Origin of the sequence: Lysobacter yananisis (genome assembly GCF_031199375.1) — a bacterium.
GTDB classification, from domain to species: domain Bacteria; phylum Pseudomonadota; class Gammaproteobacteria; order Xanthomonadales; family Xanthomonadaceae; genus Lysobacter; species Lysobacter yananisis.
Genome location: NZ_CP133568.1, coordinates 1,937,943 through 1,954,728 on the forward strand (window position 1 = coordinate 1,937,943; position 16,786 = coordinate 1,954,728).

The window sequence follows — 16,786 nt, forward strand, 5'->3', positions numbered from 1 at the left end:
GGTTTTTTCTATCTTGAGGGCTTTTTCGATGTCGGAACATGATGAGTTCTCTACTTTTTCCCAGTTCGAAGTCTGGGGGCTGGTGGACCAGGACCGGATAATGTCCGCTGCGAAGTGGATGGTGGAAAAACTCGAAGTGCCGATTACCGTTCCACAAGCTTTTCGCGAAATGACGCAGGACATTTCGCAGGGGCGATACGTGAAGGTATTCGCGCCGGTGGGATGGGGGGCGTTGCCGGAACTGCTTGAGGATTTGCCCGATTTCGTGGTACCTGAGTCGGCCGTTTTTGTGGAATGGGACTGCAATCCCAACTCCGGAACCGAGTATTGCGAAAAGCATCGCCTCTATCATCAGCCGGGAGCCTGCCCACTCGATACGGGCGAGTTCATTCGGTAAAGGATCGGGCCCGATCCCTATGTCGATTTCAACCGCGACGCGAACGGCAACCGCAATGGTCTGTACGTCGCCAGCAACTCGGTGAATCCGGTCAGGCAGCCGTGAGCCGATCGCCATCGCGGTCGTTCCAGGGCACGGCCGCGATGGCGGATCGGTAGCGGCGTTGGTCGCGGCGATGCCGGCCTATGAGGCGCCCGCGCCTGCTCAGGGCTCGCGACACAAAGGCGGCAGGGTTGCCGCGCAGGTCAGAGCAGGGCGGTTGCGATGGCCGGCACGCTGCGGCTGCGACCGCCGGCGCGCTCCACGATTCGGATCGGCAATCGCGATTGTGGCCATCGCCGGCGCGTGTTCCAGTGCCCGCGCCCCTTCATTCCGAAGGGCTTTCAGGGAGGAACTACAATGAAACCCGCAATTTCCGTGGCGCTGGCCGCAACCTTGGCGCTGGCCGCGACTGCCCACGCCGGCGACAAGGCCAATGTGCCGGTGACCTTCAAGACCAACGCTCAGGGTCATACGATCGGCGCGTTCGGCATGGCCGGTACCGCGCGCAACAGCGCCGACACCAAACAGTCGATCGGTTGTTTCGTCAGTGCGCTCGGCAACAGCTTGCAGGCCGGGTGCGAGGCGCAGAACGCGGCCGGCGGCTACGTGAGTTGCACGACGACCGGCGCGGCGCTGGTCACGGCGGCGGGCGCGGTCGGGCCGGATTCCTACATCGATTTCAGCCACGACGGCGCCGGCAACTGCAACAGCATCTATGTCGCCAACGGTTCGTCGAACGCGGTCAAGCAACCCTGATCCGCGTGCCGCCGCGGCCAACGCCGCGGCGGCATCAATCCACCAACGCCCCGCTGGTCAGATTGAGAATCGCCGCGGTCATCGCCGCCGCCCGCGGCGAAGCCGCATACACCGCCGCCGCTGCGATATCGTCCAGCGTCGGCAACCGCCGCAGCGGCGTGCTCGCGGCCGCAGCGCGCATCATCTCGTCCAGGCTCATGCCCGCCGCATCGGCCTGGGGCTGAAACACCTCGCGCGCATGCGAACCGTGCTCCAAGGTTTCCGGAATCACATGCGAGCGCAGGCACACGCTGCGGATGCCGCGCGCGCCGAGTTCGCCGGCGAGGTGACGCGACAGCGCTTCCACGCCGGCGCAGGCGACGCAGTGGCCGAGGTAGCCGGGGCCGGTCATGCGCGACACCGGCGTCACCAACGACACGATCGCGCCGCCGTCGCCCATGTGCCGCGCCGCGGCCTGGGCGATCGCGTACTGGCTGCGGATGTAGCGGTGCACCGGCAGTTCGAAGTCGGCCAGGCTCAGTTCGGTGAACGGCACGCCCTGCACGTGGACGAAGCCGACGGCGTTGAACACGAGGTCGATGCGGCCGGCGCGTTCGGCGACGCGGTCGGCGTGGGCCGCGACCGCGTCGGAGTCGAGCGCGTCGAGGCAATCGGCTTCGGCGTCGCCGCCGGCCGCGCCGATCGCGGCCACCGTCGCGTCGAGCCGCTCGCGTCCGCGCGCGGCCAGGAACACCCGCGCGCCTTCGCGCGCGAACGCCCGCGCCACCGCGCCGCCGATGGCGCCGCTGCCGCCGTGGACCACCGCGACCTTGCCTGCGAGTTCGCCTTGCATAGTCTTCCTCGATCGGATGGGCCAGGTCGGCGGCCGGGACGCCAGTCGACACCCTGTCCTGGCTTGCTGTCAACCATGTGGTTAAATAGCCGCGGCCACGGGCGTTTCTGCTTTTCAGCCGGTTGCCCCGGCACAGAAAGACCCTTCTGTATCCGGAACGCCTTGCCGCCCGGGTACGGACAAATCGGCCCCTTCGCTCGTTCGCCCGCGACCGGAAATGAAAAGGACGTCCCAGATGAGTACCCAAGCCAATAGCCGACACGCATCGATCCTGGCCCTGCTGATGATCTTGGCCGCAGGCGCCGGCCCGGTCGGGGCCCGGAGCCCCGCGGTGGCCGCGCCTCCGCCTCCGGAGCCGTCCGGGCCGGTGCTGGAGGCGCCGCCGTTGCCGATGTCGCCGCCGCCGGCGTCCGCGTTGGAGCGCAAGGGCCCGGTCGACGTCAACGACTATGTCGGTTACCCCGCGACCCAGCCCGCGCATCGGGTAGGCGATGCGATCAAGGTCTTCGCGCTCAAATCGACCTGGGCCAAGCCCCCGGTCGCGAGCAATCCCCAGGCCGCGTCCAGCAATCTGCTGACCATCATTCCGGCCGAGGTGGTGGCGGTAAACCCGGAACGCAGCGTGCGCATCCGGGGCCTGCTGACGCTCGATGTCGACGGCAGGGAACAGACTTACCGGGTGTCCGGCCTGGTCCGCCGCCAGGACCTCGACATCGACAATGCGGTCGTTTCCAACCGGATCGCCGACGCCGGGCTGGAACTGGTCGACGACGGCGGAATGGATCCTTCGCGGCGCCAACGCACGATCGAGAACATGTACAAGTTCCTGAGTCTGCAGCGGGCGCGATGATCGGCAGGCCGCCGGGGAACTGGCGGAACGCGACCGCAACGACCGATTCTTTGCACTAACATGGTGCAATGCCCTCCGATCCCGCGCCCTCCACCGACCTCAGCCTCGATGCCCTGACCACTCCCGTGGCCTGGAGCGACGCGGCCGGCAGCCTGACCGGCTGCAACCTCGCGTTCTCGCGCTGGTTCGGCATCGGCGTGCGCCGGCTGCTGGGTTGGCCGCTGGCCGGGCTCGACGCCGACGGCCGGTTGGCGTTGGCGGTGGCGCGCGCGGGCGGCGACGAGGCGCCGCTGCGCATGCGCCGCATGCGCCTGCGCTACGCCGACGGCGAGGAGCGTTTCGCCGACCTGTGGTTGAGCCGGCGCGACGACGGCGGCTGGTTGCTGGAAGCGCATCCGGTCGACGAGTTTCCCGGCGACGACCCGGCGTTGTTGCTGCCGTCGGCGCTGTCGGCCTCGCTCAAGGGCCTCGCGCACGAGTTGCGCAACCCGCTGGCCGGTTTGAAGGGCGCCTCGCAACTGCTCGCGCGCCGCATCGACGATCGCGATGCGCGCGAGTTGATCGAATTGATCGACAGCGAAGTCGAGCGCCTCACCGGCCTGGTCGATCGCTTGCTGACCCCGGCGCCGCCACGCCCGCACGCGCCGCTCAACATCCACGCCGTGCTCGAACGCGTGCTGCGCCTGGCCGAGGCCGACGCCGGTTGGGCGGTGCGGCTGGTGCGCGATTACGATCCCAGCCTGCCCGAATTCGCCGGCGACGCCGACCGCCTGATGCAGGCGGTGTGGAACCTGGCGCGCAACGCGATCGAGGCCGGCGCCAACCACGTCCACCTGCGCACCCGGGTCGAGCACGGCGCGCGCGTCGGCGACAGCGCGCATCCGATCGCGCTGCGTCTGGAGATCATCGACGACGGCCGCGGCGTGCCCGACGAACTGGCCGAGCAGTTGTTCCTGCCGCTGGTGTCCGGCCGCGCCGAAGGCAGCGGGCTCGGATTGGCGCTGGCGCAGCAGGTTGCGCGCGAGCACCGCGGTTCGCTGACCTATCGCTCGCGTCCGGGCCACACCGTGTTCACCCTGCTGCTGCCGATGCATATCGAAGACAACGCCAGCGCGGAGACCGGCGCATGAGCGCGGCGCGCATCTGGGTCGTCGACGACGACCGCTCGGTCCGCTTCGTGCTCGCCACCGCGCTGCGCGAGGCCGGCTACGCCGTGGACGGCTTCGAGAACGCCGCCGACGCGCTCGACGCGCTGGAACAGCGCGGCGCGCCGGACCTGCTGTTCACCGACGTGCGCATGCCCGGCGACGGCGGGCTGGCGTTGCTGGAGAAACTCAAGGCGCGCGCGCCGGCGCTGCCGGTGGTGGTGATGAGCGCCTACACCGACGTCGCCAGCACCGCCGGCGCGTTCCGCGGCGGCGCGCAGGAGTTCCTGTCCAAACCGTTCGATCTCGACGACGCGGTGGCGCTGGCCGCGCGCACGCTCTCGACGAGCGCGCCAGTCGCGGAGCCGCCGCCCGCCGCCGATGCCGCGCCGGCCGATGCGCTGATCGGCGACACGCCGGCGATGCTGACCTTGTTCCGCGCCATCGGCCGGCTAGCGCAGGCGCCGCTGTCGGTGCTGGTCACCGGCGAAACCGGCACCGGCAAGGAGTTGGTCGCGCGCGCGCTGCATCGCGAGTCGCCGCGCGCGCAGCGGCCGTTCGTCGCGCTCAACACCGCGGCGATCCCGGCCGAATTGCTGGAAAGCGAATTGTTCGGCCACGAGGCCGGCGCCTTCACCGGCGCCCAGCGCCGCCATGTCGGCCGTTTCGAACAGGCCGACGGCGGCAGTCTGTTCCTCGACGAAATCGGCGACATGCCGCTGCCGTTGCAGACCCGGTTGTTGCGGGTGCTGGCCGAAGGCGAGTTCTTCCGCGTCGGCGGGCGCGAGCTGATCCGGGTGGACGTGCGGGTGATCGCCGCGACCCATCAAGACCTGGAAGGGCTGGTCGCGCAAGGGCGCTTTCGCGCCGACCTGCTGCACCGGCTGGACGTGGTGCGCCTGCGCCTGCCGCCGCTGCGCGAGCGCCGCGGCGATGTGGCGCAGTTGGCCGAGCGTTTCCTCGCCGCCGCCGCGCAGCGGTTCGGCACGCCGCTCAAACGCTTGTCCAAGCCCGCGCTGGAACGGCTGATGGCGCACGACTGGCCCGGCAACGTGCGCGAATTGGAGAACGTGTGCTGGCGGCTGGCCGCGCTGGCGCCGGGCGACGCGATCGCGCGCGAGGACCTCGACCAGGCGCTCGGCGCCGAACCCGCGCGCGCCGCCGATGCCGGCGAAGCGTGGGAGGCGCTGTTGTCGGCGTGGGCGCGCGCGCAACTGGCCGAAGGCCGCGCCAACCTGCACGCCGACGCGCGCGAGCGTTTCGATCGCGCGCTGCTCGAAGCCGCGCTGGCGCACACCGGCGGACGCCGCACCGAAGCGGCCGCGCGCCTGGGGTTGGGGCGCAACACGCTGACGCGCAAGCTCGGGCCGGGGCGCAAGCGCCGCTGAGGAGGGATGCGGTCTGAGTACGACCTCAGCGATACCGCTTCTGCGGGAGCGTGCTTCATGGCTGTTGTGGGAGGGCCTTCAGGCCCGACGCCTTTCGCTCCGACTCGATGAAGCTCGCCGCGGGCATCGTCCCGGCCGAGACAAAAGCGTCGGGCCCGAAGGCCCTCCCACAACAGCATCGGATCCGAGGGCGCTTCCACCACGGAATCGGCTCGCGAAAAAATTTCGCGCTGGACGATGCGCGTCCTGTCCGATCGCCGCATCGATGGCGCCATCGCCCGCATCGCCGCCATAATCGCGCGGCAAGGCCACCCCTACCGCGCCGCCACGCCATCGCGCTTCACCCGCGCTGAACCCAGGCCCAGCTAGCGTCGGTTCCACGACCCGGCGTCGCTGCGCGACGCCGCCGACCAGGAGCACCGCAATGAACGCGACTCTTCGCATCGCCGTCCTCGCCGCCGCCACCGCCGCGCTCGCCGCGTGCGGCGGCCAGTCCGTCAAGCCCACGCCGCCGCCGGCCGCGATCGCCAAGCCGGTGTCCACCGCCAGTTCGGCCAGCGTGGTGCTGGCCTCGGCGTCGGGCAGCCTGGTCAGCGGCAAGCTCAACGTGCGTCCGATGGGCGACGGCGTGCACATCACCGGCGAGATCGGCGGCCTCACCCCGAACAGCACCCACGCCATCCACATCCACGAGAAGGGCGATTGCAGCGCCGCCGACGCCACCAGCGCGGGCGGCCACTTCAATCCGGCCGCGCAGCCGCACGGCCAGGTCGATCGCGGCGCGCACCACGCCGGCGACATGGACAACCTCGTCGCCAACGCCGAAGGCGTGGCCAAGGTCGACGCGCACGCCAGCGGCGTGACCCTCGGTGGCGGCGCGCCCAACGACGTCGCCGGCCGCGCGGTGATCGTCCACGCTTCGGCGGACGATTACAAAACCCAGCCGACCGGCAACGCCGGCGCGCGCCTGGCCTGCGGCGTGATCAAGACCGGCCGCTGAACACAGGCCGGCCGTTGCAGCCGGCGCAAGCGCGACGCGTCCGCAGCGCGTCGCGCCGTTGCATCGCCCTCTCGCGCTTTTAGTGGGAGGGCCTTCAGGCCCGATGCCTTCCGATCCGATACCGCAAACCCCACAAGCGCCCATCGCCATGACCCACCTGCGCATCCGCGACGCCGCCCCCGCCGATTGCGACCTCATCGCGCAGTGGATGCTGGCGATGGCCTGGGAAACCGAACACAAGCGCCTGGACCCGGCCACCGTCCACGCCGGCGTCGGCGCCGGCCTGGCCGATCCGGCCAAGGCGCGCTACTTCGTCGCCATGCGCGAAGCGCAGACCGCCGGCCACGAGACCATCGCCGTTCCCGCCGGCACCTTGATGCTCACCCGCGAGTGGAGCGACTGGCGCAACGGCGAGTGGTGGTGGATCCAAAGCGTCTACGTCGCCGCCGAACACCGCCGCCAGGGCGTGTACGAAGCGCTGCACAGTCATGTCGCGGCGTTGGCGCAGGCGACGCCCGATGTCGTCGGCCTGCGGCTGTACGTCGAACGCGGCAACGCCGCGGCGCAGCGCACCTATCGCGCGCAGGGCATGGTCGATGCGGGCTACGACTTGTTCGAACAGGAATTCGGCGCGGGCGGGCGCAGTGCCGGCGAGTGAGTTTTCAGCGCGGGTGGTGGCGCGCAGAGCGGAACGGAAGGCGTCGGGACTGAAGTCCCTCCCACTAAAGGCGGCCACTGAGGCCGATCACTGAGGCCGACCGCTGAGGCCGTCTTGGCCCGCGCAGCGCGCGCTGCGCGATGCCGCGCGGCGGCGCCTACATTTCCTCGCGCGGCTGCTCGCCGTCGCAATGCACGAACGTCACCGGCACCCCATGCGCGCCGAGCACCGCCGCGATTTGCCGCAAGCGAGCTTCGAAGTGCTGGTAGCGGCGATTGAGCTTGTCGCGGCATTCGGCGGTGTCGCACGGGGCCTCGGGCGCGTAGCGCGCGTGCCAGGCGGCCGGCGAGAACAGGGCGATGCGGGCCTCGCCGTCGGCGTAGTGCACCAGCGGCTCGGGCAGGGCGTCGAGCCATTGTTCGCCTTCGGGCTGCAGCAGCGCGGTCTCCAGCAACGGCCACAGCGGGCCCAGGCCGGCGTGGTCGTACTGCAGGGCCATCATCGCGGCAAGGTCGTGCACGGTCAGGTAGCGGGCGTGCTCGACCTTGAGCCCGAACGCGGCCTGCGCGGCCAGGGCGGTGTCGGCGCCGGCCATGCCGCGTTCGAGCAGGCTGGATTCGAGAGTCTCGCCGACCCGGGCGACCAGCTCGGGCGAGCCGCTGAGCGCGAACGGCACCAGCCGCAGCGGGCCGCCGGCGAAGTCGGGCGAGGGCGTCAGCGCGCCGGGCAACTGGTCGTCGTGGGCGCCGAAGGCGATGACCCGGCCGGCCTGTTCGGCGCCGCGTTCGCGCGGGGCGCGCGCGGCGAGTTCGTCCAGTTCGCGGTGCAGCGGCCAGCCCGGGCGCAGCAGCTCGACCGGGTCGTAGTGGGCGCCGACCGTGACCAGGTCCAGCGCGGCGGTATCGGCGGCGAAGCCGGCCAGGTCGCGGGCGATCTTCTCCGACAGCGCGCCGGCGTCGTGGCGGGCGAGCGCGCTGCGCTGCACGGCGGCGTCGCCCTTGAGCTCCAGGGCGAGCGCGCCGAGGACGTGCAGGGGCGCGGCCGGGCCGCGTGCGGAGGGGGATTCGGAGGTCATGGTCACCGAGGATACGCTGGCGTTTGGTAGAGCGCGCTGGCGGCGCTACACTGAAGCCCATTATGCCCGCTCCGCCGGGTGGGCCCGCGTCAAAAACCGCACGAATTTCCCCGAAACCCGGTCTTCAGAGGTGCTGCCGATGCGTCAAAACCGTCCCGTCGCCGTGCTCGGCGGCGTGCGAATCCCGTTCTGCCGGCAGAACACCGCCTATGCGGACGTCGGCAACCTGGGCATGTCGGTGCGCACGCTGGGCGCGTTGGTCGAGAAGTTCGGCCTGCACGGCCAGCAGCTCGGCGAAGTGGCGATGGGCGCGGTGATCAAGCACAGCAGCGACTGGAACCTCGGCCGCGAGGCCGCGCTGTCCTCCGGGCTGTCGCCGCTGACCCCGGGCATCACCCTGCAGCGCGCCTGCGGCACCTCGCTGGATTCGATCATCACCATCGCCAACAAGATCGCCACCGGCCAGATCGAGGCCGGCATCGGCGGCGGTTCGGACACCACCTCCGACGTGCCGATCGTCTACGGCAAGAGCCTGCGCCGGCGCTTGCTGACCGCGGCGCGGGCCAAGACCACCAAGGACAAGCTCGCCGCGTTCAAGGGCTTCCACCTGCGCGAGCTCAAGCCCGAGTTCCCCGGCGTGGCCGAGCCGCGCACCGGCAAGAGCATGGGCGATCACTGCGAGGACATGGCCAAGCAGTGGAACATCTCGCGCGACTCGCAGGACGAGTGGGCGCTGTCGTCGCACCAGAAGCTCGCCGCCGCCTACGAGCGCGGCTTCTTCGACGACCTGGTGGTGAGCTTCCGCGGCGTCTCGCGCGACAACGTCCTGCGCGCCGACAGCACGCTGGAAAAGCTGGCCACGCTGAAGCCGGCGTTCGACAAGATCTCCGGCCGCGGCACCCTGACCGCCGCCAACTCGACTCCGCTGACCGACGGCGCCGCCGCGTGCCTGCTGGCCTCGGAAGAGTGGGCGCAGGCGCACAACCAGGAAGTGCTGTGCTATCTGCGCGACGCGCAGGTCGCCGCGGTCGACTTCGTCCACGGCGAGGGCCTGCTGATGGCGCCGACCGTGGCGGTGCCGGAGATGCTCAAGCGCAACGGCCTGACCCTGCAGGATTTCGACATCTACGAAATCCACGAAGCCTTCGCCGCGCAGGTGCTGTGCACGCTGCGCGCGTGGGAGAGCGAGGACTACTGCAAGAACCGGCTCGGCCTGGACGCGCCGCTGGGCCGGATCGATCCGGCCAAGATCAACCCGAACGGCTCGTCGCTGGCGGCCGGGCATCCGTTCGCCGCGACCGGCGCGCGCATCGTCGCCACCGCCGCCAAGGAGCTCAAGCAGCGCGGCGGCGGGCGTTGCCTGATCTCGATCTGCACCGCCGGCGGCATGGGCGTGGTGGCGATCCTGGAGCGTTGAGCGCCGGTTGAGCCCGGGCGCCGGCGATTGCGCAGGCGCCCGCGGCTGCGGCGAAGCGGAAAGGGCGACGTGGGAGGGGCTTCAGCCCCGATGCTTTTGTCTCGGCCGGGACCGGCCCTTGCGTGGCGGCGGATCGGAAGGTGTCGGGCCTGAAGGCCCTCCCACAACTGCAAGACCCTCCCGCAACTGCAAGGCTCTCCAAGAATTGCCGGGACCTCCGACAATGGCCGGGGCCTCGCTAAGACGGCGGGCTTCGCGACTGCGCGCCCGCGAGGCGGCTGCGTAGCGACGCAGCGGGAAGCCGCTGCGACAGCGCGACGACGTGGGAGGGACTTCAGTCCCGACGCTCTCGTATCCGCCGCGACATTCCCGCCCCACCGCGATCCCCAGGGCCGGCCCGCGCGGTTTGGGGCACAATGCCCACCCGCCACGACAAGGACCTGTCATGCGCCCGTACGCCCTGTTGCTGTTCGCCCTCGCATCGCTGCCGCACTCCGCCGCGGCGATGACGTTCATGGAAGCGAACTTCGTCTGCCCCATCGACGGCCAGCCGTTCCAGACCCGGGTCGCGGCGTCGGGCACTGCGTTCGGCCGCTACTTCGACGGCCAGCATTACGGCCCGATCGCCTCGCCCTGGCCGCTGCCGGTCTGCCCGGGCAACGGCTTCGTCGTGCTCGACCGCGAACGCCGCTACGGCGAGGCAGAATTGGCGCGCTTGCGCGAGTTCGTCGCCAGCGCGGAGTATCGCGGCTGGGTCGCCAACGACACGCCGTACTACCGGCTGGCGCGGCAGCAGGCCCTGCTCGGCGAGTCCGAGGACGCGATCGCGCAGAGCCTGTTGGTCGCCACCTGGGAGGCCGGCCCGCGCCGTTACCCGCGCTACGCCGAAGAAGCGTTGGCGGCCTGGCAGCGGCGCGCCCTGCGCGAGGCCGGCAGCGGCGGCTACGACACCCGCATGCTCGTCGGCGAATTGCAGCGCCGGCTCGGCCGTTTCGACGACGCGCGCGCGACCTTCGAGGCGCTGCGCGCCGACCGCGGTTTTCCCGGCAAACGGCTCGAGGCCGAGGAAGCCGACTACCGGCGCAAGATCGTCGAGGCCCAGCTCGCGCTGATCCGCGACCGCAGCGTCGCGCACGCGCGCCTGGACGAGAACGGCGAGATCGTCGATTTCTGACGGCGCGCGCCTGCCGGCGCAGCGCAGCTTCCGGCGCTCGCGTCGAGGCCGCATAGCGCCGCGACGCGAGCCAACGCGACCGCTGCGGCCGCGCCCGCCCTCAGACCATCGCCCGCGCCGCGGTGCGTTGCTGCTCTTGCTGCGGCGTCGCGTCCTCGCGCGGCTGCGCGCCTTGCGCGGCCATCGCCTGCAGCGAGTCCCGCGCCGGCGTTTCCAGCCCCTCGCGCAGGCCGACGTGGGCGTTGCGGTTGGCCGGGTCGGTGGGGTTGCCCTCGACGATGAAGGCATTGCCGCCGCCGGTCAGCACCGCGTCGACCTGACGGAAACCCTGGTCGCCGGCGAGCCGGGCCAGGCGCGCGCTGAGGTTGGCTTCGCCTTCGGGGCCGTAGCCGGCGGCGAGGCGCTGCACGCCGTCGCGGCACTGGTCGTGGATCGCGCATTGCGCGGGACTGAGCTCGCCGGGCCGCGCCGCGGCTAGCGCGACCGCGCTTTGGCCCGGCCGGTCCGCGGCGCCGGCGTCGGCCACCACCCACGGGCTGCTCATGATCGGGCGATTGCGGTTGGGGTCGGCCGGATGGAAATCGTCGCGCAGGTCCTGGCGGTGCAGGCGGGTCCTGCGCGCGTCGTTGAGGTCGTCCAGCATGCGCGGATTGGTGACTTCGCTGACGTGCGACACCATGCCGCCGCTGCTGATCTGGGTCCAACTGCGGTCGCGCTCGTTGTAGCTGAAGGTCAGCGGCGGGCCGCCGATGGTGTTCGGGTCGGTGGTGGCGTGGGCGCCGGTGGCCAGGCCGCGCGCCGCGAACAGCCGGCCGGTGTACGCGCCGCCTTCCCACACCGACATGTTCGAGGCGATGGAGCCGATGGTGTTGCCCAGCCGCGGGCCGCCGAAGTAGCCGTTGTCGAGCATGTTCGACCAGATGCGCTCGACCTCCCTTTCGCCGCGGCCGTTGCGCGCGGCTTCCAGCAGGGCGCGCGGCGTCCACGCGTCGGGATCGATGCGGGCGTTGTGGAAGGCGACGTCGTGCGAGCGCTGGACATCGCGGGCCGGCAGGTTGAGCGCCAGGTCCGGCCGGTTGTCGTTGAAATGCATCTGCCGGCGGCGCAGGTCCTGGTTGATCAGGTCGACGCCGAAGCGTTCCCAGTCGCTTTCGCGCAGGTTGCGCCCGTCTTCGCGCGCGCGGGTGTCGGCATAGATGTTGGCCACGCGCCCGGGCGCGTTGTCGTTGCGCACCACGCCCAGCGCGAGCCGGCCATAGCCGTCGGAATCCTCGTGCCGGGCGAGGTAGTTCCAGTACAGCTCGCGATTGCCGGTGCGGGCGTAGTGGCCGAGGACGTTCAGGTCTTGCTGGGTCAATCCGCTCATGTTTCCTCCCTGAAGTGGCGGCTCAGCGCGCGGGCGCGTCGCCCAGGTAGCCGTTGTCGAAGATCTCGCGGATGCGTTGCTCGATGCGTTTCCAGTCGCGCACGAAGATGCGCTGGTAGCTCACCCGCACGTTGGCGCCGTAGCGCGGCATCAGGAAGCTGTGCGAACAACTGGGCAGCATCGGCGCATCGAGCAGTTCCAGCCGGCCTTCGACGATGCGCGCGCCCTCGGGTTCTTCGCGCGAGGTGCATTTGATGACCGTGGTCAGCGTTCCCTGCGCGTCGCGGCCGACCAGCCAGTCGTTGTTGAACGGCGAGTGGCGCTGCGCGGCGGTGTCGCCGTGCTTGCCGTAGCGCTCGCGGTAGTACGCGTCGACCTTGGCGAAGTCGGTGTAGTACGGCGTCAGGCCATGGACCGGATCGCCGTGGATGCGCAGATCGGGGTTGAGCGTCGGGTTCTCGCGCCGCTCCTGCTCCGAATCGGTGTTGGAGATCAGGTCGCGCTCCAGGCTGGTCTGCAGCGGCACCCGGTCGATGTAATCGGGGCTGATGTCGATGTTGCGCGCGCGTTCGCTTTCGCCGCCGCTGAGGTAATGCGTGCCGGCGGGCAGCGGCGCCAGCTCCGGCCAGCGCAGGATCAGGCGCATGAAGCCCTGGGCGTCCTGGCCGCGCTCGATGTCGAAGTAGTTGGATGCAATGCGGAAGCGGTGCGGGCCGAGATTGACCTCGACCATGCGTTCGCCTGCGTTCGCGTCGGTGGGCGTCATCGGGCGGGAGGCCTCGGCGGCAGGGGGCGGGGCGGCGCCGGAACCGCAAGCGGCCGCCGCCAGACAGGCGATGGCGAGCAGCCAGGGCAGCGGTGCGCGCGGCGGGGTCATGAGCATCCTTACCTCGATCCGGACTCGCGCGGACGGCGAGGGCGCAGGGCCGAGTCTAGGTGCGCCGCCCACGGGGGTAAACCCGCGCGGCGGGCCGCGGACGGCCGCATCCGGGCCCTGCGCACGCGGGCGCCGGAGCGACGCTGCGGCATGAGGTTGCCGCGGCACGGGGCGGAGCGCGGCCGTCGGCCCTCGAATGCATGCCGAAGCTGCACTTTTCTGGGTACGAAATGTGCATCCCGTGACCCACGTCGTCCTCGTTCACCTTGCTGCTCCGGGATCGCGATTGTTGTGCATCCATTCGCGGTGGTACGGTCCTGGGGCGGTAAACCATACGCAAACGTATCCACGAGTGCAGGACCGGTCCTTGGGAGGGGACGAGCTCATGCGCAGGATTCATTCGTTGTGGCTGTCGTGTCTGTTGTTGTGCCTGTCCATCCTCGCCCCGGCCTACGCCGGCGGCTTCGCCGGCCGCTACGAGCGCATACCCGGCTGGGACGGCGCCGACATGGGCGCCTTCGTGATGGTGCCCAAGGACCAGGGCCCCGGCCCGTTCCCGCTGCTGGTGATGCCGGCCAGCTGGGGCGTGCCGAACCTGGAATACGTCGGCCGCGGCGGCCAGCTGGCATCGCAAGGCTACGTGGTGGTCAGCTACACCTCGCGCGGGTTCTGGGATTCGGCCGGCAAGATCGACATCGCCGGGCCGGGCACGGTCGAGGACGTCAGCGCGGTGATCGACTGGGCGCTGGCGAACACGCCGTCCAACCCGGAACGGATCGGCGCCAGCGGCATTTCCTACGGTGCCGGCATCAGCCTGCTCGCGGCCGAGCGCGACCCGCGCATCAAGGCGGTGGCTGCGCTCAGCGGCTGGGCCGACCTGGAGGCGTCGCTGTACGCCAACCGCACCGTCAGCCAGCAGGGCGCGGCCTTGCTGGTGGTGGCCGGCGCGGTCACCGGCCGGCCCGGGCCGGAACTGGCCCAGGCCACCGCGCGCATCGCCCTGGGCGATTTCGACGGCGCCGTCGCCGGCCTGCTGCCGGTCGTGCCGCAGCGCAGCCCGATGACCGAGGTCGCCGCGCTGAACCGCAACGGCACCGCGGTGCTGCTGGCCAACGCCTTCAACGACAGCCTGTTTCCGCCGGGCCAGTACGTGGATTTCTACAACGCGCTCAGCGGCCCCAAGCAGTTGCTGTTCGCCCACGGCGACCACGCCACCATCGAAGCGCCCGGCGCGTTGGGCCTGCCGAACGAGACCTACACCGCGGTGCAGCGCTGGTTCGACCATCACCTCAAGGGCGCCGACAACGGCGTGCCGCGCGAACCGGCGGTGCGGCTGAAATCGCAGGACGGCGACTGGCGCGGCTACGCCGACTGGAACGCGGTGCAAGCCGGCGCGACCGTGTTCGCGCTGAGCAAGCCCAGCGGCCCGATCGCGCCCACCGGCGAGTTGCGCAGCGCGCCGAGCGTGGGCTGGAACCACTCGATCCTGACCGGCCTGCCGACCGTGGCCGGCTCCGGCGTGGCCATGGTCAGCGGCTTCCTGCAATCGCTGCAGGTGGCGCCGGTCGCGTCGATCCCGCTGGTCGCGCGCGCCGGCGCGGCGGTGTGGCAGACGCCGGTGTACTGGAGCGGCGCGCAGTTGCGCGGCATGCCGCAGCTGCGCATCACCGCGACGCCGAGCCAGAGCGAGGTGAGCCTGTTCGCCTATCTCTACAGCGTCGACCTGCTCGGCACCGGCGAGCTGCTCAGCCACAAGCCGATCTCGTTGCGCGGCGCGCGCCCGGGCGTGGCGCAGAACCTCGACCTGCGGCTGGAAGCGACCAGCTGGGACATCGCCCCGGGCCGCCGCCTGGTGCTGGTGATCGACACCGTCGACGCGCGCTACGCCGGCGCCAGCCGCATCGGCGGCACGGTGAGCTTCAGCTCGCCGGCGTCGAATCCGGCGACGTTGACGGTGCCGCTGCGCTGAGCGCCAGTGGGAGGGACTTCAGTCCCGATGCCTTCGTATCGGCCGCGTCGCAACAGGCCGGCGACCTGAGCGAACAGCGTCGGGCCTGAAGGCCCTCCCACAAGAGCAAGCGGCAGTCGTAGGAGGGCCTTCAGGCCCGATGCTCTTGTCTCGGCTGCGATGAAACAGGCCGTCGAGTTGCGCGAAAAGCGCCGGGCCTGAAGCCCCATACCCGAGCCGGATCGCTGTTGTGGGAGGGACTTCAGTCCCGACGCTCTTGTGTCAGTCGCGATGGAGTGGGCAGCCATCTGGGCGAACGGCATCGGGCCTGAAAGGCCCTCCCACTGCATCCACACAGGCCGGCGACGCCGGCGCTCTTGTGGGCGGGGCTTCAGTCCGACGCTTCCTGTCGATCGCGAAGGAACAAGCGGCTACCTGGGCGAATGGCATCAGATCTGAAAGGCCCACCCACCACACCCGCACAGGCCGGCGACGCCGGCGCTCTTGTGGGAGGGACTTCAGTCCCGACGCTTTTGTATCAGTCGCGACGAAACCGCGCGCAATCCCGCGGTACCCGAAAACTCAGCCGCGCAACCGCGGCATGCCGAATTCGTCGCGCTCTTCGACCACCGCCTCGTCGAACAGTTTCTGCCGCAGGTCGCGTCCGGGCAGCTCGCTCGGCGCCTCGCCGCGCGCGGCGCGCAGGGCGTTGAGGTAGCTCAGCCGCGCGCGGCTTTCGTCGCCGGCCTGGGCGAAACCATGGCCGAGTTCTTCCCAGGCTTCGCTGCCGGCGCCTTGCGCGAGCGCGCGATGCAGGTAGGCCTCGGCCTGCGGCCACTGGCCCTGCATGCGCGCCAGCCGGGCCAGGCTCAGCAACAGGCCCGGGCTGCCGGGATGCCCGGCCAGCCAGCGTTCGGCCTGGGCGCGGCGCGCGTCCAGGCGGCCGATCGGCAGGCGGCCGTACAGCGCCGCCAGCGACTCGTCCCAGCGCGCGTCGAGCGCTTGTTCCAGGCTCTTGGCCGCGGCCTCTTCCCAGCGCATCTCGGCGGCGCGCTCGGCGTAGGCGGCCACCGCCGCCGGTTCGTTCTTGAGCGGCTTGGGCAGGCTTTCCCACAGGTCGGCCAGCACGTTCGCGTCGGCGGCTTCGCGCAGCGCGGCTTCGGCCCATTGCGCTTCCAGCCGGCTCAGGCGCGCGGTCGGCCAGGCGTTGTTCTGGCGCAGCGCGCCGAGCAGGCCGTAGGCCTCGCCGGCGCGGCCCAGCGCGGCCAGCGCCTGCGCGCGCAGGGCGAGTCCGCGCGGCGGCAGCGGCTGCGCGGCCGGCGCGTCGAGCGCGGCCAGCGCATCGCCCGCGCGTTCCTCGGCCAGCGCCTGTTCGGCCGCGGCCAATGCGCGCGCGACCGGATGGTCGGCGGCGATGGCGTCCAGGTGCTGCGCCTGCGCCGCGTCGTCGCCGCGCGCGGCGGCCGCGCGCGCGGCGCCGACCGCGGCGATCGCGGCCACGTCGCGGCTGCGCGCGGCCTGCGCCAGCGATTTCTCGGCCCGGGTCCAATGGCCCTGGTGCAGCGCATCCAGGCCGTCGATCAAACGCGCCCGCGCCTGCTTCTTGCGGTGCCGGCGCATCGCCACGAACGGCAGGCTCAGCGCCTTCCACACCAGCCACAGCGCGATCAGCCCGCCGACCAGCATCAACAGCGCCTTGGGCACGTTGGTGAGGTAGTCGTAGCCGCCGTAGGTGATCACCACCCGGCCCGGGTCCTGCAGCAGCAGTTGCGCGACCAGCGCGCCGAGCAGCGCCAGCACGATCCAAAACAGAAGATTGCGGAACAGGTTCATCGCGGCGCCTCCTTCCTCGGGGCCCAGT

General features: G+C 70.9%; 17 protein-coding genes. 10 read left to right on the forward strand and 7 right to left on the reverse strand.

Annotated elements, in window-relative coordinates; genetic code table 11:
- Positions 1–28: 28 nt before the first annotated feature.
- Positions 29–397 (forward strand): hypothetical protein, encoded by a 369-nt coding sequence (locus RDV84_RS08150; RefSeq protein ID WP_309153030.1) that lies wholly within the window; start codon positions 29–31, stop codon positions 395–397.
- Positions 398–661: 264 nt separating this feature from the next.
- Positions 662–1,195, forward strand: a complete 534-nt coding sequence (locus RDV84_RS08155; protein WP_309153031.1) for a hypothetical protein — start codon at positions 662–664, stop codon at positions 1,193–1,195.
- Positions 1,196–1,229: 34 nt separating this feature from the next.
- On the opposite strand, the gene RDV84_RS08160 is transcribed toward RDV84_RS08155, so the two are convergent.
- Positions 1,230–2,027, reverse strand: coding sequence for an SDR family NAD(P)-dependent oxidoreductase (locus tag RDV84_RS08160; protein WP_309153032.1), 798 nt, complete (start codon positions 2,025–2,027; stop codon positions 1,230–1,232).
- Between the two features lie 235 nt (positions 2,028–2,262).
- Here RDV84_RS08160 and RDV84_RS08165 point away from each other — a divergent pair, with 235 nt between their 5' ends.
- From RDV84_RS08165 to RDV84_RS08185, 5 genes are all read left to right on the forward strand, one after another.
- Complete coding sequence (locus RDV84_RS08165; protein WP_309153033.1) at positions 2,263–2,877, forward strand: flagellar basal body L-ring protein FlgH; 615 nt, start codon at positions 2,263–2,265, stop codon at positions 2,875–2,877.
- Positions 2,878–2,945: 68 nt separating this feature from the next.
- Positions 2,946–4,007 (forward strand): two-component system sensor histidine kinase NtrB, encoded by a 1,062-nt coding sequence (locus RDV84_RS08170; protein WP_309153034.1) that lies wholly within the window; start codon positions 2,946–2,948, stop codon positions 4,005–4,007.
- Positions 4,004–5,410, forward strand: coding sequence for a nitrogen regulation protein NR(I) (gene ntrC / locus RDV84_RS08175; RefSeq protein ID WP_057949514.1), 1,407 nt, complete (start codon positions 4,004–4,006; stop codon positions 5,408–5,410). Before RDV84_RS08170 ends, ntrC begins: the two co-directional genes overlap by 4 nt.
- Positions 5,411–5,834: 424 nt before the next feature.
- Complete coding sequence (locus RDV84_RS08180) at positions 5,835–6,410, forward strand: superoxide dismutase family protein (protein ID WP_309153035.1); 576 nt, start codon at positions 5,835–5,837, stop codon at positions 6,408–6,410.
- Between the two features lie 148 nt (positions 6,411–6,558).
- Positions 6,559–7,068: a GNAT family N-acetyltransferase gene (locus RDV84_RS08185; RefSeq protein ID WP_309153036.1), complete on the forward strand. Its 510-nt coding sequence runs from the start codon at positions 6,559–6,561 to the stop codon at positions 7,066–7,068.
- A gap of 157 nt (positions 7,069–7,225) precedes the next feature.
- Here the strand turns inward: RDV84_RS08185 and RDV84_RS08190 are convergent, their stop codons facing one another.
- Complete coding sequence (locus RDV84_RS08190; protein WP_309153037.1) at positions 7,226–8,143, reverse strand: hypothetical protein; 918 nt, start codon at positions 8,141–8,143, stop codon at positions 7,226–7,228.
- Positions 8,144–8,282: 139 nt separating this feature from the next.
- On the opposite strand from RDV84_RS08190, the gene RDV84_RS08195 reads away from it, so the two are divergent.
- Complete coding sequence (locus RDV84_RS08195) at positions 8,283–9,560, forward strand: acetyl-CoA C-acetyltransferase (protein WP_309153038.1); 1,278 nt, start codon at positions 8,283–8,285, stop codon at positions 9,558–9,560.
- 445 nt (positions 9,561–10,005) lie between these two features.
- Complete coding sequence (locus RDV84_RS08200) at positions 10,006–10,734, forward strand: hypothetical protein (RefSeq protein WP_309153039.1); 729 nt, start codon at positions 10,006–10,008, stop codon at positions 10,732–10,734.
- Between the two features lie 100 nt (positions 10,735–10,834).
- Here RDV84_RS08200 and RDV84_RS08205 read toward each other — a convergent pair whose 3' ends face one another.
- Positions 10,835–12,100, reverse strand: a complete 1,266-nt coding sequence (locus RDV84_RS08205; RefSeq protein ID WP_309153040.1) for an XVIPCD domain-containing protein — start codon at positions 12,098–12,100, stop codon at positions 10,835–10,837.
- Between the two features lie 22 nt (positions 12,101–12,122).
- Positions 12,123–12,977, reverse strand: coding sequence for a hypothetical protein (locus RDV84_RS08210; RefSeq protein ID WP_309153041.1), 855 nt, complete (start codon positions 12,975–12,977; stop codon positions 12,123–12,125).
- A gap of 394 nt (positions 12,978–13,371) precedes the next feature.
- On the opposite strand from RDV84_RS08210, the gene RDV84_RS08215 reads away from it, so the two are divergent.
- Entirely contained in the window at positions 13,372–14,946 is a 1,575-nt protein-coding gene (locus tag RDV84_RS08215) for a CocE/NonD family hydrolase (RefSeq protein WP_425606430.1), read from the forward strand.
- On the opposite strand, the gene RDV84_RS26030 is transcribed toward RDV84_RS08215, so the two are convergent.
- The 3 genes from RDV84_RS26030 to RDV84_RS08220 form a co-directional block, all read right to left on the reverse strand.
- Positions 14,859–15,047, reverse strand: coding sequence for a DUF6053 domain-containing protein (locus RDV84_RS26030; protein ID WP_425606429.1), 189 nt, complete (start codon positions 15,045–15,047; stop codon positions 14,859–14,861). The two genes, RDV84_RS08215 and RDV84_RS26030, sit on opposite strands and share 88 nt — an antisense overlap.
- Complete coding sequence (locus RDV84_RS26035; protein WP_425606428.1) at positions 14,965–15,168, reverse strand: DUF6053 domain-containing protein; 204 nt, start codon at positions 15,166–15,168, stop codon at positions 14,965–14,967. The genes RDV84_RS26030 and RDV84_RS26035 overlap by 83 nt, the downstream gene beginning before the upstream one ends.
- Positions 15,169–15,507: 339 nt before the next feature.
- Complete coding sequence (locus RDV84_RS08220; protein WP_309153043.1) at positions 15,508–16,758, reverse strand: heme biosynthesis HemY N-terminal domain-containing protein; 1,251 nt, start codon at positions 16,756–16,758, stop codon at positions 15,508–15,510.
- Positions 16,759–16,786: the final 28 nt, after the last annotated feature.